This is a genomic window from Cryobacterium sp. TMT1-62, from assembly GCF_004403145.1.
Taxonomy (GTDB): domain Bacteria; phylum Actinomycetota; class Actinomycetes; order Actinomycetales; family Microbacteriaceae; genus Cryobacterium; species Cryobacterium sandaracinum.
In genome coordinates this window covers 1-23,118 of sequence record NZ_SOGZ01000035.1, presented here as the reverse complement: position 1 = coordinate 23,118, position 23,118 = coordinate 1, and the positions used below count along the sequence as shown (strand labels likewise).

The window sequence follows — 23,118 nt, the reverse complement described above, 5'->3', positions numbered from 1 at the left end:
GATGAATCCATTCAGTTAGAGTCACAATGACCTTTACTTGGTGAATGACAGTGGATGCGCGAATAAACACCCAGCTTGAGGCGGCCCTCGCCGTGTCGACGGTCATTTTTGCCCTGCGGCCGGATCCGGAATCCGGCCACTCGACCCTGTGGCTGCCGCTTGTACGCCGCACCCGGGAACCCTACCTCGGTCAGTGGGCGTTGCCCGGCGGCGGCCTGCGGGCCGATGAGCGCCTGGCCGGCGCGGCCGCGCGCGCCCTGCGCGAGACCACGGGCCTGACCCCCAAGTACCTCGAGCAGCTTTACACCTTCGGGGATCCGGGGCGTTCCCCCGGCGGCCGGGTCGTCTCGGTCGTCTACTGGGCGCTCGTCGAGTCCGGTGAGGCGGCGCTGGCCGTCGAGGACGAGAATGTGCGGTGGTTTCCGGCCGACCACCTGTCGCCGCTCGCCTTCGACCACAACCTCATCGTGGAATACGCCCTCTGGCGCCTGCGCACCAAGGTGGAGTACTCCCGCATCGCGCACGCGTTCCTCGGCGAGACCTTCACGCTCGCGCAGCTGCGCGAGGTGCATGAGGCCGTGCTGCAGAAGGCCCTCGACCCGGCCAACTTCCGCCGCACGATCGAGGGGTCAGGCACCGTGGTCGACACCGGCCAGCGCGTAGCCGGCGTACCGCATCGGCCGCCCCGCCTCTACCGCTACAACGATTCCGTTCATGCCACCACTCCGGGTGCGCTCGAGCCGGCCATCGGCTGAGCATGACTCTTCCTCCCAGCACCCTCCTGCTGGCCACCGCTTGTCCGACTATCGCTTTGTATGAATATCGAGGAGTAACCGCATGACCATCGCATCGGTCGACCAGACCATTCGACTCATCAGCACGGGAGCTGCCACCGGCAGCACGTGCAGCCCCGACCTGCTCACCGCTCCGTGGGAGTTTGATTCCGGCACGCCGGGCTACGGCCCGGGGTCGTCGATGGGCGATGTCATCCCCACCGGGTCACCGCGGCAGGGTGAGCTGCCCGAGGTCTACCGTCGCGCGTCGACGGAGGAACTCGGCGACCGCATCCGTACCGCCAAGGCCACGCTCGGCGACCGGGTCGTGGTCCTCGGGCACTTTTACCAGCGCGAGGAGGTGTTGGCGCACGCGGACTTCGTGGGCGACTCCTTCCAGCTGGCGCAGGCCACGAAGAGCCGTCCGGATGCCGAGGCGATCGTCTTCTGCGGAGTGCACTTCATGGCCGAAACCGCCGACTTGCTTTCCACGCCGGAGCAGGCGGTCATACTACCCAACCTCGCCGCCGGCTGCTCGATGGCCGATATGGCCGATATCGACTCCGTCACCGACTGCTGGGAACAGCTGGAGGACCTCTACGGCAGCGAGCAGGGCGTCGACGGCCGCGTGCCCGTGATCCCGGTCACCTACATGAATTCCTCGGCCGCGCTGAAGGCGTTCTGCGGCGAGCACGGCGGCATCGTCTGCACCTCCTCCAACGCCGAGACCGTGCTCGAGTGGGCCTTCGCCCGCGGCCGCCGCGTTCTCTTCTTCCCCGACCAGCACCTCGGCCGCAACACCGCCAAGGCGATGGGGGTGCCCCTCGAGCGGATGCCGATGTGGAACCCGCGCAAGGCCCTCGGCGGCAACACGGCCGAGGAGCTCGAGGCCGCCCAGGTCGTGCTCTGGCACGGGTTCTGCAGCGTGCATAAGCGCTTCACGGTGGACCAGATCACCGCGGCCCGCCAGTCGCACCCGGACGTGCGCGTGGTCGTGCACCCGGAGTGCCCGATGGGCGTCGTCGACGCCGCCGATTCCTACGGCTCGACCGACTTCATCAAGAAGGCCATCGAGGCAGCCCCGGCCGGGTCTACGTTCGCCATCGGCACCGAGATCAACCTGGTGCAGCGGCTCGCCGCACAGCACCCCGAGCACACCATCTTCTGCCTCGACCCGGTGGTCTGCCCCTGCTCCACCATGTACCGCATCCACTCGGGCTACCTGGCCTGGGTGCTCGAAGCGCTGGTCGGCACCGCGGACCGCGCGCCCGAGGTGCTCAATCGCATCCAGGTATCGGGCGAGGTTGCCGGCAACGCCCGCGTCGCCCTCGAACGGATGCTTTCCGCCAAGCCGCCCGTCTCCATCGAGGCCTGACCGTGACCCGCGTGCTCGTCGTCGGCAGTGGGCTGGCCGGACTCATCGCCGCGGTGCGTGCGACGGATGCCGGCCACCAGGTCACCCTCGTCACGAAAGCGGCCCTGCCCGACAGCAACACCCGCTGGGCCCAGGGCGGGATCGCCGCGGCCATGTTCCCCGACGACTCGGTCAAGTCACACGTACAGGACACCCTGCGAGCCGGGGCCGGACTCTGCGACCCGGTCGCAGTGCACGTGCTCTGTTCCGAGGGACCGGCTCGGGTGCGGGACCTGATCCGGTTCGGTGTGGACTTCGACCGCGACGAGTCCGGGGTGACCCGCGGACTGGAGGCTGCCCACTCCCGCTCGCGGGTGCTGCACGCCGGCGGGGACGCCACGGGCGCAGCCATCGAGGCTGCCCTCGTGGCGACGGTGCGTGAACGGGCCGCCCGCTCGCTGCGGGGCGTGGGCGCCCGCCTGCGCGTGCAGGAACACACAATGCTGGTTGATCTGACCGTGCAGGACGGTCGCGTGACCGGGGCTGTCCTCCTCGGGCCCGACGAAGCACTCCGCACGATCCTGGCCGACACGGTGATCCTGGCGACCGGCGGTGCCGGCGAGCTCTTCCCGCACACCACGAACCCGGCTCTGGCGACGGGCGACGGCGTGGCCGCCGCGTGGCGCGCGGGGGCATCCGTCGCCGACCTCGAGTTCTACCAGTTCCACCCGACCGCACTCGCCGTTCCCGGTACCCCGCTGGTCTCCGAGGCGGTGCGCGGGGAAGGCGCCGTGCTGCGAAATGCGTTGGGCCACCGCTTCATGCTCGACCTGCACCCCGATGCGGAACTCGCCCCGCGCGACATCGTGGCCAGAGGCATCGCCCGGGAAATGACCAGGCAGGGCGGCGAACCGGTGCGACTGGACGCCACCGGTCTCGGCCGCGAACTTCTCGAGCGACGCTTCCCGACCATCACCGCGGCCTGCCGTGCTGCCGACCTGGACTGGGCCGTCGAATCGATCCCGGTCGCCCCGGCGGCGCACTACTGGATGGGCGGGGTGCTCACGGATATCTGGGGCCGCACCAGCCTGCCCGGCCTGTTCGCCGTGGGGGAAGTGGCCCGCACCGGCGCCCACGGCGCCAACCGGTTGGCCTCCAACTCTCTGCTCGAGGCGGCCGTGTTCGCCGACCGGGCCGTGCGCGCGCTGCGCCTGCCGGTTCGGGTGTCGGCGGGGGTCTCGGTCGTGACCGGCTCGACCACCGGGGGGTTGCCTGCCGGTGTCGACCGTGACGCGGTACAGCAGCTGATGTGGGAGTGCGCGGGAGTGCTGCGGAGTGGGGAGAAGCTCGCCGAGGCATCCGTCACCCTGGCCGACTGGGCCACCCGTCCGACGGGCCCGGACGAAACCATTGCACCTAATATGCGGGTTCGGGCATATGAAGACGCCAACCTGCTCGACCTGGCGCGGGTCACCGTGGCTTCCGCCCTGGCCCGGGAGGAATCGCGCGGCGCACATCACCGCTCCGACTACCCCGACGGCCGGCTCGAGCTCACCCGCACCGTCGCCTGGACCCGCACCGTCGCCTGGAACCGCGGCACAGCCCCGGACACAGCCGACGGCATGCGGAGCACCCTGAATCTGGACCACCCCACTGAGGCCGAGGAGGCCATTGCATGCTGACCATGAACGCCATCGACACCGTCGTGCGCGCCGCGCTCGAGGAGGACGCCCCCTGGGGTGACCTCACCTCGCAGGTGCTGATCCCCGCCGACGCCGCCGCGACCGCGCAGCTGGTCGCCCGGGAATCCGGCGTCTTCAGCGGTGGTGCCGTGTTCGCGGCGGCCTTCCGACTGACCGACGCGCGCGTCGTCGTTCGGATACTCGTGGCCGACGGCACCGTCTTCGACGCCGGTGACACCCTGGCGGAAGTGTCGGGGTCCGCCCGCGGCATTCTGCAGGCCGAGCGCATCGGCTTGAACTTCGTGCAGCGCATGAGCGGGATCGCCACACTGACAGCGCTCTACGTGGCCGAGACGGCCGGCACCCGCGCCCGCATCGTCGACACCCGCAAGACCACCCCGGGCCTGCGTGTGCTGGAACGTGCCGCGGTGCGCGACGGCGGCGGCCACAACCACCGGTTCAGCCTCTCCGACGCGATCATGGCCAAGGACAACCACCTGGCCGTGCTAACCGCGGGCGGCCTGAACCTCACCGAGGCGCTCCGGCAGGTGCGCGACCGCATCTCCCACACCACGCACCTCGAGGTGGAGGTGGACCGGATCGACCAAATCGAGCTTGTGCTTGCCGCCGGCGTCGACACGATCATGCTCGACAACTTCAGCCCCGACGACCTGCGCGAGGGCGTACGCCTCACGGGCGGCCGAGCACGCGTGGAGGCCAGCGGCGGCGTCTCTCTGCTGACCGTGCGCGGCATCGCCGAGACCGGCGTCGACATCATCTCGGTTGGGGCCATCACGCATAGCGTGCGCTCCCTCGACCTCGGCCTCGACGTCGTCATCCTCACCGAGGGCTGACCGGTCCGGCCATGATCTATCTCGACAACGCCGCGACCACCCCGGTGCGACGGGAAGTTCTCGAGGTGCTCTGGCAGCAGCTCGCGGGCCGGTTCGGCAACCCGTCGAGCCACCACCGAGTGGGTGAGGCCGCGGCCGCCGCGCTGGCCGAGGCGCGGGCCATGGTCGCGGGCGTGCTCGGGTGTCGGTCGGCCGACGTTGTGTTCACGACCGGCGGCACCGAGTCCGACAACCTCGCGATCAAGGGCATCGCCCTGGGCGCTCCACGCGGCCGTCACCTCATCACGACGCCGATCGAGCACGAGGCGGTACTCGAATCCTGCGACTATCTGCGCCGCCTGCACGGCTTCGAGGTGACGCTCCTGGACCCGGATGCCTCCGGCCGGGTGGATCCGGAACAGCTCCGCGCCGTGATCCGCCCGGATACCACCCTCGTCTCGGTGCAATACGCCAACAACGAGGTCGGCACCGTTCAGCGGCTCGCGGAACTGTCGGCCATCGCCCAGGGCGCCCGCGTGCCGCTCCACACCGACGCCGTGCAGGCGGCCGGCTGGCTTTCGGTCGACGTGGGGGCTCTCGGCGTCGATGCCCTGAGCCTGTCGGGCCACAAACTCGGCGCACCTCCCGGCATCGGGATGCTTTTCCTGCGCCGCCGCATCGCGGTCGAACCGGTGCTGCACGGCGGCGGTCAGGAGCGCGGGCGCCGCAGCGGAACGGAGAACGTGCCCGGGGCGCTGGCGCTGGCGACCGCACTGCGCCTCGCCGAGGCGGAACGCGCGGAGGCAGCGCCCCGCATCACCGCGCTGCGGGATGCCTTCATCGCCACGGTTCTGAGCGGCACACCGTCGGCCCGGCTCACCGGCCACCCGACGGAGCGTCTGCCGGGCACCGCCTCGTTCGTCTTCCCGGGCACGAGCGGCGAGGCGGTGTTGCTCGAGCTGGAACAGCGCGGCATCGTCTGCTCGAGCGGGTCGGCCTGCGCGGCCGACAGTGACGAACCGTCCCACGTGCTGACCGCTCTGGGCATCCCGGCTGAGGTCGCCCAGACCGCCGTGCGGTTCACGCTGGCATCGACGACCACAGCAGCGGATGCGTCTGAAGCGGCCGCATCCGTTCAGGCCGCCGTGGGCACCGTTCGCAGTCTCGGCCGAGGCTGACCTGCCGGGGCTTCAGGCCCGGCTTCGCGCGCGCGGCGCGCGCGTGCACGCGCGCGCCAGAAACCGAACTTACTGCGAGTTGTCAGACAATTTCCGAAGGTTTCGTTCCTCGCGGCGAAGATGCCCCCGATCAGCTAATCTGCTGACGGTGACCGACCCTGGACCGCTGACTGCACGTCCCTCGACGTGCGGCCGTCTGGCCAGCACCCTAAGGTTATAAGTAAGAGGCGATAAGCCCAAGGTGGGCCGCCAAAAAGGGACACAATGACAATAATCGACAAACCAGTCACCGAGTCACTTGCCACTCAAATTGACTCTCTGGTTAAAGCCGCTCAGGTCGCGCTTCTGGATTACGCGAACTTCACGCAGGAACAAATCGACCACATCGTTAAGAAAGCCTCGGTGGCTGCTCTCAGCAAACACGCCGAGCTTGCCGTTCACGCCGTAGCCGAAACCGGCCGTGGCGTATTCGAAGACAAGGCCGTTAAAAATCTTTTCGCATGCGAGCACGTTACGAACTCGATGCAAAACCTTAAGACCGTCGGCGTTATCAGCCGAGACGACATTACCGGCATTACTGAGATCGCTGAACCGGTCGGCGTGATTTGCGGTGTGACCCCCGTTACGAACCCCACCTCGACCGCGATCTTCAAGTCGCTCATCGCGCTGAAGACCCGCAACCCGATCGTTTTCGGTTTCCACCCGGGCGCCCAGCAGTCCTCTGTGGCCGCAGCGCGCGTCGTGCGCGACGCCGCCATCCTCGCCGGTGCACCGGCAAACTGCATCCAGTGGGTTGAAACGCCGTCCCTCGAGGCCACCAGCCTGCTGATGAACCACCCGGGCGTCGCAACCATTCTCGCCACCGGTGGCAACGCGATGGTCCGGGCCGCGTACTCCTGCGGCAAGCCCGCCCTCGGCGTCGGAGCGGGCAACGTTCCCGCCTTCATCGAGAAGAGCGCCAAGCTCAAGCGTGCCATCAACGACGTCGTGCTCTCCAAGTCCTTCGACTACGGCATGATCTGCGCGTCGGAGCAGGCCGTCATCATCGAAGAGCCGCTCTACGCAGAAGCCATGGCCGAGTTCAAGATCCTGCACACCTACCTGGTCACCCCGGCCGAGAAGCTTCTCCTCGAGGACTACATCTTCGGAGTCCAGGCCAACTCGACCAACTGTGGCGAGGCCAAGCTCAACGCCGCCGTCGTCGGCAAGTCGCCGGTCTGGATCGCCCAGCAGGCCGGATTCACCATCCCGGCCGACACATCGATCCTCCTGGTCGAGGTCGCCGGAGTGGGACCGCACGAGCCGATGACCCGCGAAAAGCTGGCACCCGTTCTCGCCGTGCTGCATGCCAAGGACGCTGAAGAGGGCATTTCGCTCTCCGAGCAGATGGTTGAATTCGACGGCCTCGGCCACTCGGGCTCCATCCACAGCGAAAACCCGGCCATCATCGAAGAGTTCGGAACCCGCGTCAAGGCGGTCCGGATCATCACCAACGCTCCCAGCTCGCTCGGTGGTATCGGTGACATCTACAACGCGTTCATCCCGTCGTTGACGCTCGGCTGTGGCTCGTACGGACACAACTCCGTCTCGAACAACGTCTCCGCGATCAACCTCATCAACGTCAAACGCATCGGCAGAAGGAACAACAACTTGCAGTGGTTCAAGGTCCCCGCCAAGACGTACTTCGAGCCGAACGCCATCCGTTACCTGGCGGACATGCGCAACGTCGAACGTGTCACGATCGTGACCGACTCGACCATGACCCGCCTCGGTTTCGTCGACAAGATCCTCGACATCCTGAACCGGCGCGAGGGCCGCGTCGCACTGCAGATCATCGACAACGTGCTGCCCGAACCGACCGTCTCAGCGGTCGAAAAGGGTGCCGCCGAAATGCGGGCCTTCAAGCCTGACACCATCATCGCTCTCGGCGGCGGCTCGCCGATGGACGCCGCGAAGGTCATGTGGCTGCTGTACGAACACCCCGAAATCGAATTCTCCGACATGAAGGAAAAGTTCTTCGACGTGCGCAAGCGCGCGTTCAAGTTCCCCGACCTCGGCGAACTGGCCAAGCTCGTCTGCATCCCCACCACTTCGGGCACCGGTTCGGAAATGACCCCGTTCGCCGTGATCACCGACGAAGTCACCGGAGTCAAGTACCCGCTCGCGGACTACGCCCTCCTGCCGACCGTCGCGATCATCGACCCCGTGCTCACGGCCATGATGCCGTCGTTCCTGGTTGCTGACTCGGGTTTCGACGCTCTCACACACGCCACCGAGGCCTACGTGTCCGTCTACGCGAACGACTTCACCGACGGCCTCTGCCTGCACGCGATCAAGCTGATCTTCGAGAACATCGTGACCAGCGTCAACGGCACCACCGCCAGCACCGACGGTGAGGTCATCAAGGCCCGCGAGAAGATGCACAACGCCTCGTCGATCGCCGGGATGGCGTTCGGCAACGCGTTCCTGGGTATTTGTCACGCGATGGCTCACGTCACCGGCGCGCAGCTCCACCTGATCCACGGCCGGGTCAACGCGACCTACCTGCCGCACGTGATCCGTTACAACGGCCTCATCCCCACCAAGCTCACCAGCTGGCCCAAGTACGAGAGCTACATCGCCCCGGAGCGCTTCCAGCAGATCGCGAAGCACCTCGGCCTCCCGGCGTCGACCCCGGCGGAGGGCGTCGAGTCCTACGCCCTGGCCGTGGAGAAGCTGCGCGACCTGGCCGGCATCAAGCCGTCCTTCCAGGCGCAGGGTGTGCCGGAAGAGGACTTCATCAGCCGCCTCGACAGCCTGGCCATGGGTGCTTACGGTGACCAGTGCGCACCGGCCAACCCGCGCATGCCGATGCTCGACGACATGCACACCATCATGGAGGCCGCGTACTACGGCACCTCTTTCAACGAGGTCCGCGCCGCNCGACATGCACACCATCATGGAGGCCGCGTACTACGGCACCTCTTTCAACGAGGTCCGCGCCGCTCGCGCGGCCGTCGAAGCAGTGGCACCGGCCGAAGAAAAGAAGTTGGCCCGCAAGGCAGGCAAGTAGCCGTCACCGCCTGATTGACTCGGGAACGGCCCCGCACCTGTTGGTGCGGGGCCGTTCTCGTGTACGGCCCACCCTGTGGCAGGAGCGAGCCTGGTCACAGTCGGTTCAGAGCCAGCGCGCTGCCACGGGGGTCTCCCCCGCATCGGAAGTAACGCCCGATCGGGCACGGCCGGCGGCCCAGGCGGCCAGGTCGGCGAGCGACCCCGTGACCTGGTGGGCGGCATCCGGATCGCCGTAGCCTGTGTGCGTCGAATCCGTCGCGGTGAGCCGGCGGCCCGTGTCACCCCGGGCGGCCCAGGCACCGACGATCTCGCCGAGAAGCCGCTCGAGAGCCTCCTCCGGCAGGTCCCGGAAGCCGGCACCGTGGTTGAGGTCGACGGCGTGGATCCAGAGTTCGCGGGTGCGCACCCAGATCGTGTCCCGCAGCGGCACCATGGCACCCTGCCCGTTCCTGACCGGAACGACCCAGCGGTCGTCCGCCAGCGCCAGCCAGCGTCGGTCCAGGTCGGCGGCCGAGTCCGCCCAGGATTCTCGGAGCGCGTCGGAACTGAGGATGCTGCCCGAGGCGATCTCCGCATTCCGCGCCTCCATCGAGGCATACATCACCGTCTCGGCTCCGGTGTCGGCCCACTGTGCCAGCCTTCCGATCGCGCGGGCGTTGGACGCGACGTGCGCGACGACCTGGCGCCGGGTCCAGCCCGGCAGCAGGGAGTCCCCGTCGAGTTCATCGTCCGTTAGCCCCTGCAGTTCGCGACCGAAGAATTCCGTGCCCCGCCGGGCGAGGTCCAGCGTCAACCGGCGTGCAGAAAGCTCAAACGGATCGTGGGGTGCGCTCATGAGGCCCCTTTCTCGGGTCAACGCGTATGGTCCCCACGCTACCCGGCGACCCACCCTCCCCAACGTTCCCTCGACGCTGGTCGAGCCTGTCGAGACCGAGACTAGGGACCTGGGACCTGGGACCGGGACCAGGGACCAGGGACCAGGGGCCAGGGACCCCCTATCCGTTTTTCCGTTCGACCGCGTCCGTCATTCGGGGGCGGGACTTGGTCTCGTTCCGCCATTTGCGGGCCCCGGTCTCCAGCCAGGGTGGTGCCATGATCTGCACGGCGCCGCGGACCATCCGGATTGCCCAGCCGGAGGCGGCGAGGTAGCGGTGATGCCACCAGCACAAACAGACGCCGTTGTCGGTGTGCGTCGGTCCGCCCTCGGAGTGCGGGATCACGTGGTGGATCTCGGTCATCCCGGCCGGGATTTTGCAGCCTGGGATGACGCAGGTGCCGTCGCGGAGCTGAATCGCCCGGCGTTGCGCGGCGGTGAAGCACCGTTCAGGTGAGCCGAGGGCGATGATGCGTCCCTCGTCGGTGATGACGACTTTCTACTGACCGCCGTTGCTGATCAGGTCCGTGACGGCGCTGATCGAGATCGGGGTTTCGACGCCGTCGATCCAGCCGACGCCGCGGCCCTGACCGAAGTCCGCGTTCAGGTCCTGTTCCCGCACACTGACCAGAACCGTGGCCGGGGCGCCGCCGATGGTCGGGGCCTCCCCGGCCCGGGAGACGACGTCGAGGATCACGGCGAGCACGTCGTGGCGCCGCTGGTCGGGACCCGTCGGGCGCGAGCACGGCCTTCCAGACCGCACCCTGCAACCGGATCTCATCCGCCGGCACCGACGCCGGCACCGACGCCGGCACCGGGGTCTCAGAAATGGTGCCGGTGGCCGAGGCGACCAGCTCGCTCTCGGCTGCCTGCACCGAGTCCAGGTCGGTGTACCGCAGCGTCGGCGTCAACGCGGTGAGGATCGCGTCGGCCGCGTCGACGCCGATCGCCCGGCGGCCAGGCCGATGGCCGTGGCGGGGAAGGTGAGCGGCAGTGGTTCGCCACCCCAAGGAGCGGCCGGTGCGCAGCTGCGTGCCCAACCGCATCTGTCGCCCCGCGGTCGGCCCGGAGACGAGCGTCAGGCGCTCGAGTAGTTCTCCGGCGTTGCGGCAGCCCCGCGACCGCCCGAGCCGCCGCGGACAGGCCGTGCGCGGCATCCGCTTCGGGCTGTTCCAAAAGGTTGGTCACGGAATAATTCTACCCTGACTAGAACCTGAAGCCGAGAGTAGCTCACAAATAACGAGAACTAGTTTAGTAAATGTATACGAATGAATCAACGCCTTTCCACCGCCCGCGCGGCGACGGGGCGGCCATCTCAGGCCCTACGCACGCTCCAGTTCGTGGGCCAGCGCCTCAAGTTCGGCCCCTCCCGCCATCAGCGCGGTCATCTCTTCGATCGTGATCTCACTCTTGGCGAAATCACCCATACTGGTGCCGCGCTGCAGCAGCAGGAAACGGTCGCCGACCGGATAGGCGTGGTGCGGATTGTGCGTGATAAAGACGACGCCGAGCCCGCGGTCCCTGGCCCGGGCGATGTACGAGAGCACCACCCCGGCCTGCTTGACCCCCAGGGCCGACGTGGGCTCGTCGAGAATGACGACCTTCGCCCCGAAATGCACGGCGCGTGCGATGGCGACGGATTGCCGTTCCCCGCCGGAAAGCGTTCCGATCGGCTGGTCCACGTCGCGTAGGTTGATGCCCATCCGGGCGAGCTCGTTTTTGGTCGTGGCCCGCATGCCGGTGACATCGAGGCGCCGCAACGGGCCTCGGCCTCGGGTGAGCTCGGAACCGAGGAAGAAGTTGCGCCACACCGGCATCAACGGCACCACGGCCAGGTCCTGGTAGGCGGTGGCGATGCCGAGGGAGAGCGCCTCCCGCGGATGCGCGAATCGGCGCTCCACCCCGAAGACGCGCAGGCTGCCCTCCGAGTGCTGGTGGGCACCGGAGAGGATCTTGATGAACGTTGACTTGCCCGCGCCGTTGTCGCCCAGCACGCAGAGCACTTCCCCGGCGCCGACGGATGCCGACACGCCCGCCAACGCCCGCACCGAACCGTAGGACTTCCCGATGTTATGCACCTCGAGAATCGGCTCCGGACGGATCGGGGCCGGCGTCATGCGCGCACCCCGGACTGGCGGCGAACGAGCAGGTTTACCAGCACGGCGAGCAGCAGCATCCCGCCGAGAAATGCCTTGAGCCAATTGTTGTCCCACTGGGCGAACACGATGCCCTGCAGGGTCATCCCGTAGATCAGGGCTCCGAGGGCCGCACCAATTGCCGATCCGTAACCGCCGGTGAGCAGGCATCCGCCCACGACGGCACAGATGATGTAGATGAATTCCTGACCGACCCCGGTCGTGGCCTGCACGGTCGACACGTCGAAGAGCTGAAGCATGCCGACGAGCCAGCCGGCACTGGCCGTGGTCATGAACAGCCCGAGCTTGACCTTGAACACGGGAACGCCGACCTGCCGGGAGCTCGTGACCTGGCCGCCGACGGCGAAGATCCAGTTGCCGGGCCGGGTGCGCAGCAGCACCCAGGTGGCCAGCGCGGTGAACGCGATCCACCAGACGATCGAGATCTTGACGTCCATGCCCAGGAACGGGAACGAGGAGCCGAAGAAGACCTTGACCTGGTCGAACCCGGGCACCGCCCCCATCCCTTGAATGGCGACGCTGCCCGTGAAGAGTTTCGTCAACGCCAGGTTGCAGCCCTGCAGGATGAAGAAGGCCGCGAGGGTCACGATGAAGCTCGGCAGGCCGGTCTTCATGACGACCCAGGCGTTGCCGGCGCCGATCAGGAGGGCCACCGCGAGGGCCAGCACGAGGGCGAACCAGATGTTCAGCTCCCACTGAGTGGTGACCACGCCGACGATGAGCCCCGTGGTGCCCGTCATCGCGCCCGCCGAGAGGTCGAACTCCCCGCCGATCATGAGCAGGGCGACGGCCACGGCCATGATGCCGAACAGGGAGGCCGAGTAGAGCCAGGTGGAGATGCCCGCGGGAGTCAGGAACGCCTGCGTGGAGAGCGAGAAGAAGAGGAAGATCGCCAGGGTCGCCACGAGTGCGCCGACCTCAGGCCTGCGCAGCAGGGTGGGCAGCGGATGCGCCCTCGTCGGCCGTTCATCGATCCCCGCGCCCACAGCGACGGTCATCTCGTGCCGTTCTCCGCGAACTTCGCGACCTGGGCCGCGTTGTCCTTCGTCACGAAGCCCGGGCCTGAATAGACCGGCAGCCCGCCGCCGACGACGTCGCCGTTGCGCTTCTGCAGGGTGAGGAAGGTCACGGGCAAGTAGCCCTGGGAGTACGGCTGCTGGTCGACCGCGAACAGTATCTTGCCGCCCTGGATGAGCCGGGTCACGTCGGCGGACACGTCGAACGTGGCCAGCGTGGCTGGGCTTTTCGCCTCGTCGATGGCCTGGCTCGCGGCCACGGCGACCCCGGTCTGCAGGGTGAGGACGGCGTCGATGGACGGGTCGGCCAGGAGTTTGCTCTTGATGGTGTTCTGGGCATCCGCGAGGTTGGCGACGTCGACCTGCACGTTGCTGACGTCCGCGCCGACCGTGTCGGCGGCACCCGTGCAGCGTTCTTCGAGCCCCGAGTTGCCGGCCTCGTGGATGATGCAGATCACGTTGGTCACGTCGGCGGCGGCCAGCTGTTCACCGGCTCCCTGGCCCGCGATGAACTCGCTCTGGCCGACGTGGGTCTGGGCGCCGAATTCGACGGACCTCTCCAGGCCCGAGTTGATGGTGATCACTGGGATGCCGGCGGCAACGGCTTTCTCGACGGCGCTCTTCACGCCGTCGGGGTTCGCCAGCGAGATGATGAGCCCGTCGGGCTGGGCCGCGATGGCCGCTTCGATCAGCTGGCTTTGCTTGACCGGGTCGCCGTCGCCCTGATACGTGACCGTGGCTCCGAGGTCGGTGCCTGCCTGCTCGGCGCCGCTCTTGACGACGTCCCAGAAGGAATCGCCCGCGGTGCCGTGAGTGACCACGGCGATGGTGACCGGCTCCCCTGCCGCTCCCCCGTCAGCATCCGTTCCCGTGGCGGTGCACCCCGTCAGCGCCAGCGACGCGACACCGAAAACGGCCAGCAGGCTGATCTTGAGCTTCATATCTGAACTGTTCCCGACTGTCGTGCGGCGGCCTGAAACAGCGAGGGTTCGCCGGTGACCTGATGCATATCGAACTTACTGGACTGGGGGCCCGCTCGATTCAGATCGATTCGAACCAGTGGCATGAGTGACTCCTTCGTGACGATTCGTTCGGCGCACAGCCACGTGTGCCAGACACAAAAAAACCCCCGGAACCGTGTGGTTCCGGGGGCTGATGGTTGCGGGGGCAGGATTTGAACCTACGACCTCTGGGTTATGAGCCCAGCGAGCTACCGAACTGCTCCACCCCGCGTTGCAAGAACAAACTTACCACAGCCTCGGGTTGTGAAACGCATGGTCAGACCTCAGAGGTGATGGCCACGCTCTGGGTACTCCTGAAACCGCTCTCGATAGAGAGAGATTCACCCGTGACCGTTCTCACAGAAGTCCTGTCCGACACCGCCGCTTATGCCGAGGGCTTCGGCGACAAGTCCGGAAACTGATTTCGGACGTCCTGGGCGACCGCGCGCGACGCTGTGCCGGGGATGTCGACGTTCGTCGAATTGCTCTCCCCACACCCTTTCATTGACGGTGGATCTGGGACTCTATCGACAGTGCCTGCACCTTCCCCGAGGTACCCAACGAGGTATTCCGCATGCGCCGCAAGCCGACTGCTGCCCGGCTTCTCGTCCACTCCGCTGCCGCGCACAGGGTGGACCGTGACCGCGAGTGACCAGGAAACCACAGGTGAGAACGGCGCAGCCGTTAACGTGCTCGACGGCAACGCCTCGACCTACTGGCACAGTGAGTGGAGCGGAACCGCGGTGCCGCTGCCCCATTCGATCACCATCGACATGTACAAAACCGACACCGTCGCAGCCCTGAAGTACCTGCCGCGCACATGCAGTTCGAATGGACGAATCGGCCGTTCCGAGATCCATGCCAGCCCGGATGGCACGAACTGGGGTGCCGCCGTCGCAACAGGAATTTGGGCCGACAACGCGTTGGAGAAGACGACGGGATTCACCCCTGTGGCGACCCGTTTCATCCGGCTGACCGCGATCACGGAGGCAGGTCACGGCGGCCCTGGACCAGCGCCGCCGAACTCCATCTGATCGCAGAAACAGGCACCACCCCGCCGCCCCCACCCGCGCCAGCGCCGACGGCGCTCACCCGGACCGGCTGGATAGTGACGGCGAGCGACCAAGAGACAACCCGCGAAAGCGGCGGCGCCGCGAACATGCTCGACGGCGACCTCACCACGATCTGGCACTCCCAGCCCCCCCCCCCCCCCGTTGATCCCGTTTCCGCACAGCATTGTTCTCGACATGCGGGCGATCAACGAGGTCTCCGGCTTCACCTACACCCCGAGGTCCGGCACGTCCCGGAACGGCGCCATCGGCCAATACGCCATCGCCGTGAGCTCCGACGGAACGAGCTGGAGTGCACCGGTCGCCAGCGGAATCTGGGCTGACAACAGCCAGGCGAAGGCCCTCACGTTCCCGGCTGTTCAGGCGCGATACGTTCGCCTGACCGCGACGACCGAGGCCGGCAATCGCGGACAGTGGACCACGGCGGCAGCCCTCCTGCCCGGCAACAAAGTGCTCACCTGGTTCTCGTACTCCAACACGACCTTCGGCGGGGCCAACGGCAAGACCCAGACCGCCATCCTCGCTCTGAACACCGGCGTGGTCACCCCGCTTACTGTCGCTAATACGGGGCACGACATGTTCTGCCCCGGAGTGTCGATCCTCTCGGACGGCAGGATCCTGATCAGCGGGGGGAGCAACGCCGCCTCGTCGACGATCTACGACCCGGCGAACAACACGTGGTCAGCCGCCACACCCATGAACATCCCGCGCGCCTATCAGTCGAACGTCACGCTCTGCAATGGGCAGGTGTTCCTTCTCGGCGGTTCCTGGGCGGGCGGCCAGGGCGGTAAGAACGGTGAAATCTGGTCGACTAGCGCCGGGTGGCGCGGGCTGGCCAACGTGCCTGTCGCACCGATCCTGACGAACGACCCGCAAGGGGTGTTCCGATCCGACCACCACGCGTGGCTGTTCGCGGTGGCCGACGGGAAGGTGTTCAATGCCGGCCCGAGCCGTCGGATGAACATGTACATGACCAGCAGCACCAGCGCTGTTCAGGATCTTGGTCTCCGGGCCGACAGTGGCGACGCGATGAACGGAAATTCGGTCATGTACGACGTCGGCAAGATACTCACCCTCGGTGGCTCGCCCGCGTACCAGGACAGTGACGCGACCGCGCGGGCCTATGCAATCGACATCAACAATGGTGTCAAGGTGACGCGAACCGGCGACATGGCGGCGCGACGGGCTTTCTTGAACTCCGTCGTGCTGCCCGACGGACAGGTTCTGGCATTGGGCGGTCAGGCGTACGCGAAGCCGTTCTCGGACGCAACGGCCGCCATGGCGCCTGAGGTTTGGAACCCGGTGACAGGCAAGTTCACCGCGCTCGCGCCGATGACTGCGCCGCGCACATATCACAGCGTGGGGCTACTGCTGCCTGATGCCCGGGTCTTCGTCGGCGGTGGCGGCCTCTGCGGCACCTGCACGACCAATCACCCGGACGGGCAGATATTCACCCCGCCCTACCTGTTCAACGCCGACGGCACCGCCCGCCCTCGTCCATCGATCACCACGGCGCCTACCGCTGCGGTGCGGAGTTCCACCATCCACGTAACGACGTCCGGGCCCACACCAGCGTTCCCCCTCATCCGCATGAGCACGGTCACCCACTCGATCAACACTGACCAGCGTCGCATCCCACTCACGCCCACCGGCGTAACCGGCAATACCGCATCCCTGACGATTCCGTCCGATCCGGGAGTCGTGGTCCCCGGGCATTATCTCCTGTTCGCCATGGACGTTAACGGGGTGCCGAGCGTCGCCCAGACGATCCGGATCGAGTAGTCGGACTACGGCCGTGATGAATGTGGAGTCAGGGTGATGGCCTCCCCGACACTTTCTCTGAAAAGTCCGGACATTCACTGGCCTCCGTGAGTTAAAGCAAAAAGACCGGTGCAGCATTTCTGCTGAACCGGTCCTTCTGCGTATGTGATGAAAATCACGCTGGCATTGCCTGAAACGCCCTTGGTTGCGGGGGCAGGATTTGAACCTACGACCTCTGGGTTATGAGCCCAGCGAGCTACCGAACTGCTCCACCCCGCGCTGCAACGATAAATTTACCACAGCCTCCGGCGCGATCCGACCACACGGGCTGCGGAACCGGCCGTCCCGGCCCGCGGAACGCGGATGCTGCGCCGTTCCGCGGGAGGCGTGCCCCCGGCGAAACGGCGCAGCACCCGCGCAGCGGATGAAACGGCGAACGACTCGCTACTGGTCGAGCAGCACCAGCATTTCGGCGATCGCATCGTTCAGCTTCTTGTCGGCTACCCCATAGGCGGTGAAGTCACCGGTCGTCAGGGCCGCCTGCTTCTCGGTGACGGCCAGCCTGGCCGCGGCGAGGAGCGACTTCAGTTGAGCATCCGTCGCCGGGTCACCGGTCGACGTCGACGGGGTGGTTTCGCCCTCGGCAGGGGCCTCCCCCTCCACGGGCGTCTCGGACGGCGGCACATCGGTGTCTCCGGCGCTGGCGCCGGAGTCGCCTCCGAAGAGCACGTCAAGCGCCTTGTCCAGCGTGTCCTCGAACGCGATCTGGTCTCCGAAGGCGACGAGCACCTTCTGCAGCAGCGGGTAGCTGGTCTCACCCGTGGACTGCACGTAAACCGGCTGCACGTAGAGCAGGCCGCCACCCACAGGCACGGTGAGCAGGTTTCCGTTGAGCACCTTCGACTGGCCCTGCTTCAGCAGGTTCAACTGTTGTGAGACGGTCGGGTCCGCGTTGAACTTGGCCTGCACCTGGCCGGGGCCAGGCACGGTCACGTCCTCCGGCAGGTTGAGCAGGCGGAGCTTCCCGTAGCCTTCCGCCCGCACCCCGTCGGTCGAACCGGCATCCGCGTCGACCGCAAGGTAGCCGGTCAGAACGTTCCGGCTCGTCGCGCCGCTCGCGTCCGGGATGAACGTGGTGTACAGCGAGAAGGATGGCTTCTCTTGGCCCGGAACCTGCATGGTCAGGTAGTAGGGCGGCTGTAGGGTCGTGTTCGTCGACGGCGACACCGGGTCATTCGGCGTCGTCCAGGCGTCGTCGACCGAGTAAAAGGAACCCGGGTCGGTGACGTGGTACTTACCCAGAACCCGGCGCTGCACCTTGAACATGTCCGCCGGGTAGCGAACGTGGCTCATCAGATCGCCGCTCATCTCGGACATCGGCTTGATCGTCGACGGGAAGATCTTCTGCCAGGTCTTGAGCAGCGGATCCTCGTCGTCCCAGGCGTAGAGGGTGACCTCGCCGTCGTAGGCGTCGACCGTGGCCTTGACCGAGTTGCGCATGTAGTTGATGTTGTCGAGCGCGAATGGCTGCGGGGGCGTTTCCGTGTCGGCGATCGCGTCGCTCAGGCCCACGGAAGTGGAGTACGGGTAGTCGGCCGAGGTGGTGTAGCCATCGACGATCCACTTGAGCTTGCCGTCGACGATCGACGGGTAAGCGTCGGAGTCGAGGGTCAGGTACGGAGCCACCTTCTGCACCCGGGTGACCGGGTCACGGTCGTAAAGGATCTGCGATTTCTCGTTCACGGCGTTGGCCAGGAAGATCTGCTCCGACTGGAACTTGAGCGCGTAGATCAGCTTGTTGAACGCGTTGTCGAGCTTCGGCCCACCGTCGCCCGTGAATGTCGTGTAGGTCTGCTGCGCCCCATCCGTGCCCGACGGGTAGTCGAGTTCGACCGGCTTGCTGTCCTTGGGCGCACCCACGATGGAGTACGGCGGCGACGTCTCGCCGAAGTAAATCCGCGGTTCGTATTCGGGCAGCGACCCGGTGGTCGGGATGCCGGACTCGAGGAACACGGGCTGGCCGGCGGCCGAGCGCTGGTTGCCGTAGGCCGCCACGACGCCGTAGCCGTGCGTGTAGACCACGGTCGAGTTGACCCAGGTGTTGCCGGCGTTCAAACCGGCCAGGTTGAGGTCGCGCACGGTGACCACTGTGTCCTGGGACTTGCCGTCAATCGGGTACCGGTCGACGTCGAGGTTTTGCGGAAATTGGTAATACTGCTTGAACTGCTCGAGCTGGGAGAACGCGTCGCTGACCAGAGCAGGGTCGAGAATACGAATGTTGGCGGTCGTCTCAGCGTCGGCGCGCAAGGCGCCGGGCGCGGCCGTCGTGATCGCGTTGTACGGAATCTCTTCCACATCCGCCAGGTCGTAGGCGTCGCGGGTGAGGTCGATGTTGCGTTGAATATAGGGTTCTTCGAGCGTTTTGGCGCTCGGCACCACCTGGAAGCGCTGCACGACCCACGGGTACAGCGAGCCGAGCAGGAGACTGCTCACGATCAATAGCGCGGTGCCGACAATGGGCAGGCGCCAGCGGCCGATGAAGGCCGTGAGGAGGAACAGGATAGCGACGACGGCGGCGATTCCGGCCAGGATGGCGCGGCCCGGAATCGTGGCGTTCACGTCGGTGTAGCCGGCGCCGGTGATGATGTCGTTGGTGTTGGTCAGCGTGGAGTACTGGTCGAGCCAGATACTCACGGCCTGCAGCATCAGGTAGAGGGCTGCCGTGCTGGCAATCTGGATGCGGGCGGCCTTGGAAACCATGACCTCGCGCCCGCTCACCCTGATCGAGCCATACAGGTAGCTCGTAGCCGCGGCGACGAGGGCCGAGATGAGCACCACGGCCGACGCGAAGCCGAGCACGGAGTGCAGGAAGGGGAGATCGAACAGATAGAACGAGATGTCCAGTTTGAACTGGGGGTCAACTCGGCCGGTGTCCGTGCGGTTCAGCCACATCAGAACGACCTGCCAGCGGGTGGCCGCGGCGACGCCGGCGAACAGACCTAGCAGAGCCGGGATGCCGTACATGGCGAGGCGGCGCAGCGGCTCGATGACCTGCTGGTAGCGGTCGAGCTGCGAGTTGAGCTTCGCATAGACCGGCCGCAAGCGGTAAGCGATCTGGATGCTCGCCCAGACGGGGACCGCCATCGCTACGAACCCGATCAGAAACAGCACGGCACCGGCGAACCACTGCGTGGTCAGCACGGCTAGGAAGCCCAACTGGTCGAACCAGAGAACGTCGGCATATAGCCCGGCGAAAACGAAGAAGATGATCACCAGCCCCGCGATAATCGCTGCCGTAATGGCAAGGGGAGCACGGCTGCGCTGTGGCGCGGGAGCGCTTCGGGCTTGTTGTGACGTCACGAATTGGCCTCTTGATCTCGAAATCGGCGGTCATCGCCCATTCTAGACAGCCGCCGCGAACGAAAGCCGCACATTCGCTGGGCAGCGGCCCGGGGTTAGCCGAGTGCGCACTGCTCCAGTGCGTCGGTGTCCGAACCGGTGCGGATGGCGTCCAGCGCGGCCAGCGCGTCGTCGAGGGTGTCCACGGAAAAGACCGTCATCCCGTCGGGCACGTGACCGGTGACCTCGTCGCAGTTGTCGGCGGGCGCGAGGAACCAATCGGCGCCGCTTCGGTCGGCACCGATCAGCTTCTGTCGGATACCGCCGATCTGACCCACCTCGCCGGCCTGGTTTACCGTGCCGGTGCCCGCGACATCCTCACCGCCCTGAATAAAGCCGGAGGTGAGCGTGTCGATGATGCCGAGGGCGAACATCATGCCCGCGCTGGGCCCGCCGACCGAGTCGAGTTCGATCGTGACGTCGAAGGGGAAGTCGTAGTCGCTCGTCACATTGATGCCCACCACGACGGCGTCGCCCGATTCAACCGGGGTGACCTGCACCGTCTCGCTGGCGCCGTCCCGGATGATTCCGATGGAGGCGGCGTCGTCGACACCGTTTCGCGTCAGCGCGTCCCGCAGGGCCGTGATGTCGGCGACGTCTTCACCGTTCACCGAGACCACCTCGTCGCCGGCTTCGATGGCTCCCTCGGCGGGCGAGTCGCCCGGCAGGGAGACGACCGAGAGGATCGTCGGGTAGTCATAGTCGAGGCTGGTCAGAGCGGCGGCGATCGCATCCTGCTGCGAATTCACCATCTGCGCCTGGCTCTGCTCCTCGCGCTGCTTCGTGCTCACGTCGGGCGGGAACGCCGACTCGATCGGGATCACGGCCTGGTTCGGGTCGAGCCAGGCGGCGGCGACCGTCAGCCAGCTCGGCCGGTTGTCGGGGTTGCCCAGCAGCGACACGGTCAGCAGGTCGAGGCTGCCCTCGGTCGGGTAAACGGGTTCGCCGGAGATGGAGATGAGCGGCACCTGCTTGCCGTCCTGTTCGGCCGTGCCGATGGTGTTGTAGACCGGTCCTGGCTTCTCGATCACATACGGTGACGGCGTCACGGCGAGGATGAGGCCGATGACCATCGCGATCCCGAGCACCACCCAGCCTGTCCCGACGGCGCGCGCGGATCGGTCGGGCGGCTGTACTGGGTGATCGGTGAAGAGGGCCACCGGTCTCCTTCCAGGGATTGTGCTGGCTGTTCGCGGCAGGCGGACACCGGTTTACCAGCGTAGGTCATTTCCCAGTCCGCGCCGGGGATCTCCGGCTAGCGTAGAAGGACGCGACTGAGAGGTGCCTGAAGTGGCCGACGACGACTCCCGACCCGACGAGGGTCACAATCCCGAAGATGAGTTTCGGGACATGCTGCGCGACATCCTGAGTGGGAAGTCGTCCATCGACCCGAGCCAGCTGGCCGGCGCGGCGGGGCTTCCCAGCGACCCGGCGAGCATTTCCGCGCTGATGAATCAGTTGCAGGGTGCTCTGCGCGGCGGCGGCGACGGATCCATCAATTGGGATGCCGCCCTCAACCAGGGCCAGGAGCGCGCGGCCCAGAGTCAGCTCGACGTGACCTCGGCCGAACGCGCCGCCCTCGACCAGGCATTCCACATCGCCTCCCTCTGGCTGGACGAGGTGATCTCGGTCGCCGAGCTCACCACCCCTCCGCGCCTGATAACCCGTAAGGAATGGGTCTCCGCGACCATGCCGCTCTGGACCCAGCTCGCCGAGCCCGTCGCGACCAGCATCTCCGACTCCCTGACCCGGGTGCTCACCGATCAGGCCCCGGAAGAGCTCAAGGGCATGATGGCCGGTGCCGGCCAGGTGATGCGCAGCATCGGCGGCACCCTGTTCGCCATGCAGCTCGGCCAGGTCGTGGGTCAGCTGTCCAGCGAAGTCGTCTCCGGTGGAGACGTCGGAATCCCTCTGCTCAGCGACCAGCAGGCCGCTTTGCTCCCCCAGAACGTGGCCGCGTTCGGGGAAGGCCTCGACGTTCCCGCCGACCAGGTGCAGATCTACCTCGCGGTGCGCGAAATCGCCCACGCGCGCCTCTTCCGCCACTCCCGCTGGCTGCGCCTGCACCTGATCAGCTCGATCACCGACTTCGCCCGCGGCATCCACATCGACTCAAGCCGCCTCGAGCAGCTGGCCGACGGCTTCGACCCGGCCAACCCGGAAGAACTGCGCGCCGCCATGGTCGACGGCTCGCTGATCCCGCCGAAGAGCGAGGCCCAGCTGGCCGCGCTCTCCCGGCTCGAAACGATGCTCGCCCTGATCGAGGGCTGGGTCGATGTCGTCACCCTCGAGGCCACGAGCCGGCTGCCCCGCGCGGACGCGATCGCCGAGACGGTGAAGCGGCGCCGGGCATCCGGTGGGCCCGCCGAGTCGGCGTTCGCCACCCTGGTCGGGCTCGAGCTGCGCCCCCGGCGCCTGCGCGAGGCCGCCGCCCTGTGGCAGGCCGTGACGGATGCCGTTGGCAACGAGAAGCGCGACGAGCTGTGGGCCCACCCGGACCTTCTGCCCTCGTCAGCGGACCTCGACGACCCACAGGCCCTCGTGGCCCGCCTGACCAGCTCGGCAGCCGGGGTTGAGCCGGTCCTCGACGAGGTGGACCAGGCCCTGGAAGACTTGTTGCGCGACGACGACACCGAGCGGCCGCACGAGGCGTAGCCCGGCTGGCCCTGACGAATTCGACGGAGATTTTGGGGTTCTGAGGCCCGGAAGGCGGTTTTGCGCCGTTTTGGGCAAAATCTCGGCTCTCCTGCTGCTTCTGTGGGTTAATCCCGGCCGGGGAGTGCGGGTTTGTGGCCGCCGAGGCTGAGCATGGCGAGGGCGATGAGGGCGTCGGGTGATTTGAAGCCGAAGGCGATGCGGGTGAGTAGTCGGATCTTGGTGTTCATGGATTCGATGCGGCCGTTGGAGAGGCCGTGCTCGATCGATGCAAGGATCGCGGCCCGGTGCTTGACGATGGAGCGTTGGAGT

General features: G+C 66.8%; 18 protein-coding genes and 2 tRNA genes. 9 read left to right on the top strand and 11 right to left on the bottom strand.

Going from position 1 to position 23,118, the window contains the following annotated elements; all coding sequences use genetic code 11:
* Positions 1-44: 44 nt before the first annotated feature.
* The 6 genes from E3T34_RS10445 (at position 45) to adhE (ending at position 8,886) form a co-directional block, all read left to right on the top strand.
* Positions 45-755, top strand: coding sequence for an NUDIX domain-containing protein (locus tag E3T34_RS10445; RefSeq protein ID WP_134342945.1), 711 nt, complete (start codon positions 45-47; stop codon positions 753-755).
* Positions 756-837: 82 nt separating this feature from the next.
* The gene (gene nadA, locus E3T34_RS10440) at positions 838-2,148 is read left to right on the top strand and encodes a quinolinate synthase NadA (protein WP_134342944.1); all 1,311 of its coding nucleotides are present in this window, start codon (positions 838-840) and stop codon (positions 2,146-2,148) included.
* A gap of 2 nt (positions 2,149-2,150) precedes the next feature.
* The gene (nadB, locus tag E3T34_RS10435) at positions 2,151-3,809 is read left to right on the top strand and encodes an L-aspartate oxidase (RefSeq protein WP_134342943.1); all 1,659 of its coding nucleotides are present in this window, start codon (positions 2,151-2,153) and stop codon (positions 3,807-3,809) included.
* The gene (gene nadC, locus E3T34_RS10430) at positions 3,803-4,663 is read left to right on the top strand and encodes a carboxylating nicotinate-nucleotide diphosphorylase (protein WP_134342942.1); all 861 of its coding nucleotides are present in this window, start codon (positions 3,803-3,805) and stop codon (positions 4,661-4,663) included. The genes nadB and nadC overlap by 7 nt, the downstream gene beginning before the upstream one ends.
* A gap of 11 nt (positions 4,664-4,674) precedes the next feature.
* Entirely contained in the window at positions 4,675-5,820 is a 1,146-nt protein-coding gene (locus E3T34_RS10425; protein WP_134342941.1) for a cysteine desulfurase family protein, read from the top strand.
* A 264-nt stretch (positions 5,821-6,084) separates the two neighbouring features.
* On the top strand, positions 6,085-8,886 hold the full coding sequence (gene adhE / locus E3T34_RS10420) for a bifunctional acetaldehyde-CoA/alcohol dehydrogenase (protein ID WP_134342940.1): 2,802 nt from the start codon (positions 6,085-6,087) through the stop codon (positions 8,884-8,886).
* A 91-nt stretch (positions 8,887-8,977) separates the two neighbouring features.
* Here the strand turns inward: adhE and E3T34_RS10415 are convergent, their stop codons facing one another.
* From E3T34_RS10415 to E3T34_RS10385, 7 genes are all read right to left on the bottom strand, one after another.
* A complete protein-coding gene (locus E3T34_RS10415) occupies positions 8,978-9,709 on the bottom strand; it encodes a maleylpyruvate isomerase family mycothiol-dependent enzyme (RefSeq protein ID WP_134342939.1) in 732 nt (243 codons plus the stop codon).
* A 160-nt stretch (positions 9,710-9,869) separates the two neighbouring features.
* The gene (locus E3T34_RS10410) at positions 9,870-10,139 is read right to left on the bottom strand and encodes an HNH endonuclease (RefSeq protein ID WP_370327503.1); all 270 of its coding nucleotides are present in this window, start codon (positions 10,137-10,139) and stop codon (positions 9,870-9,872) included.
* 108 nt (positions 10,140-10,247) lie between these two features.
* On the bottom strand, positions 10,248-10,454 hold the full coding sequence (locus E3T34_RS10405) for a hypothetical protein (protein WP_166785883.1): 207 nt from the start codon (positions 10,452-10,454) through the stop codon (positions 10,248-10,250).
* A 616-nt stretch (positions 10,455-11,070) separates the two neighbouring features.
* On the bottom strand, positions 11,071-11,865 hold the full coding sequence (locus tag E3T34_RS10400) for an ATP-binding cassette domain-containing protein (protein WP_134342936.1): 795 nt from the start codon (positions 11,863-11,865) through the stop codon (positions 11,071-11,073).
* A complete protein-coding gene (locus E3T34_RS16085; RefSeq protein ID WP_134342935.1) occupies positions 11,862-12,902 on the bottom strand; it encodes an ABC transporter permease in 1,041 nt (346 codons plus the stop codon). Before E3T34_RS16085 ends, E3T34_RS10400 begins: the two co-directional genes overlap by 4 nt.
* Positions 12,899-13,861, bottom strand: coding sequence for a sugar ABC transporter substrate-binding protein (locus E3T34_RS10390; protein WP_134342934.1), 963 nt, complete (start codon positions 13,859-13,861; stop codon positions 12,899-12,901). The genes E3T34_RS16085 and E3T34_RS10390 overlap by 4 nt, the downstream gene beginning before the upstream one ends.
* A 215-nt stretch (positions 13,862-14,076) precedes the next feature.
* Positions 14,077-14,153, bottom strand: a tRNA-Met gene (locus E3T34_RS10385).
* 406 nt (positions 14,154-14,559) lie between these two features.
* On the opposite strand from E3T34_RS10385, the gene E3T34_RS10380 reads away from it, so the two are divergent.
* Positions 14,560-14,955: a discoidin domain-containing protein gene (locus tag E3T34_RS10380; RefSeq protein WP_166785882.1), complete on the top strand. Its 396-nt coding sequence runs from the start codon at positions 14,560-14,562 to the stop codon at positions 14,953-14,955.
* A 180-nt stretch (positions 14,956-15,135) separates the two neighbouring features.
* Positions 15,136-16,773 (top strand): galactose oxidase-like domain-containing protein, encoded by a 1,638-nt coding sequence (locus E3T34_RS10375; RefSeq protein WP_255570934.1) that lies wholly within the window; start codon positions 15,136-15,138, stop codon positions 16,771-16,773.
* Positions 16,774-16,954: 181 nt separating this feature from the next.
* On the opposite strand, the gene E3T34_RS10370 is transcribed toward E3T34_RS10375, so the two are convergent.
* From E3T34_RS10370 to E3T34_RS10360, 3 genes are all read right to left on the bottom strand, one after another.
* Positions 16,955-17,031: transfer RNA gene (locus tag E3T34_RS10370), tRNA-Met, on the bottom strand.
* A gap of 165 nt (positions 17,032-17,196) precedes the next feature.
* Positions 17,197-20,112 (bottom strand): UPF0182 family protein, encoded by a 2,916-nt coding sequence (locus E3T34_RS10365; protein ID WP_174721900.1) that lies wholly within the window; start codon positions 20,110-20,112, stop codon positions 17,197-17,199.
* Between the two features lie 95 nt (positions 20,113-20,207).
* Positions 20,208-21,311, bottom strand: a complete 1,104-nt coding sequence (locus E3T34_RS10360; protein ID WP_134342931.1) for a PDZ domain-containing protein — start codon at positions 21,309-21,311, stop codon at positions 20,208-20,210.
* A 130-nt stretch (positions 21,312-21,441) separates the two neighbouring features.
* Between E3T34_RS10360 and E3T34_RS10355 the strand changes: the two genes are divergently transcribed.
* Positions 21,442-22,806: a zinc-dependent metalloprotease gene (locus E3T34_RS10355; protein WP_370327501.1), complete on the top strand. Its 1,365-nt coding sequence runs from the start codon at positions 21,442-21,444 to the stop codon at positions 22,804-22,806.
* Positions 22,807-22,913: 107 nt separating this feature from the next.
* Here the strand turns inward: E3T34_RS10355 and E3T34_RS10350 are convergent.
* Positions 22,914-23,118: transposase (locus tag E3T34_RS10350; RefSeq protein WP_166785881.1), on the bottom strand; the 205-nt coding region annotated here is incomplete at its 5' end.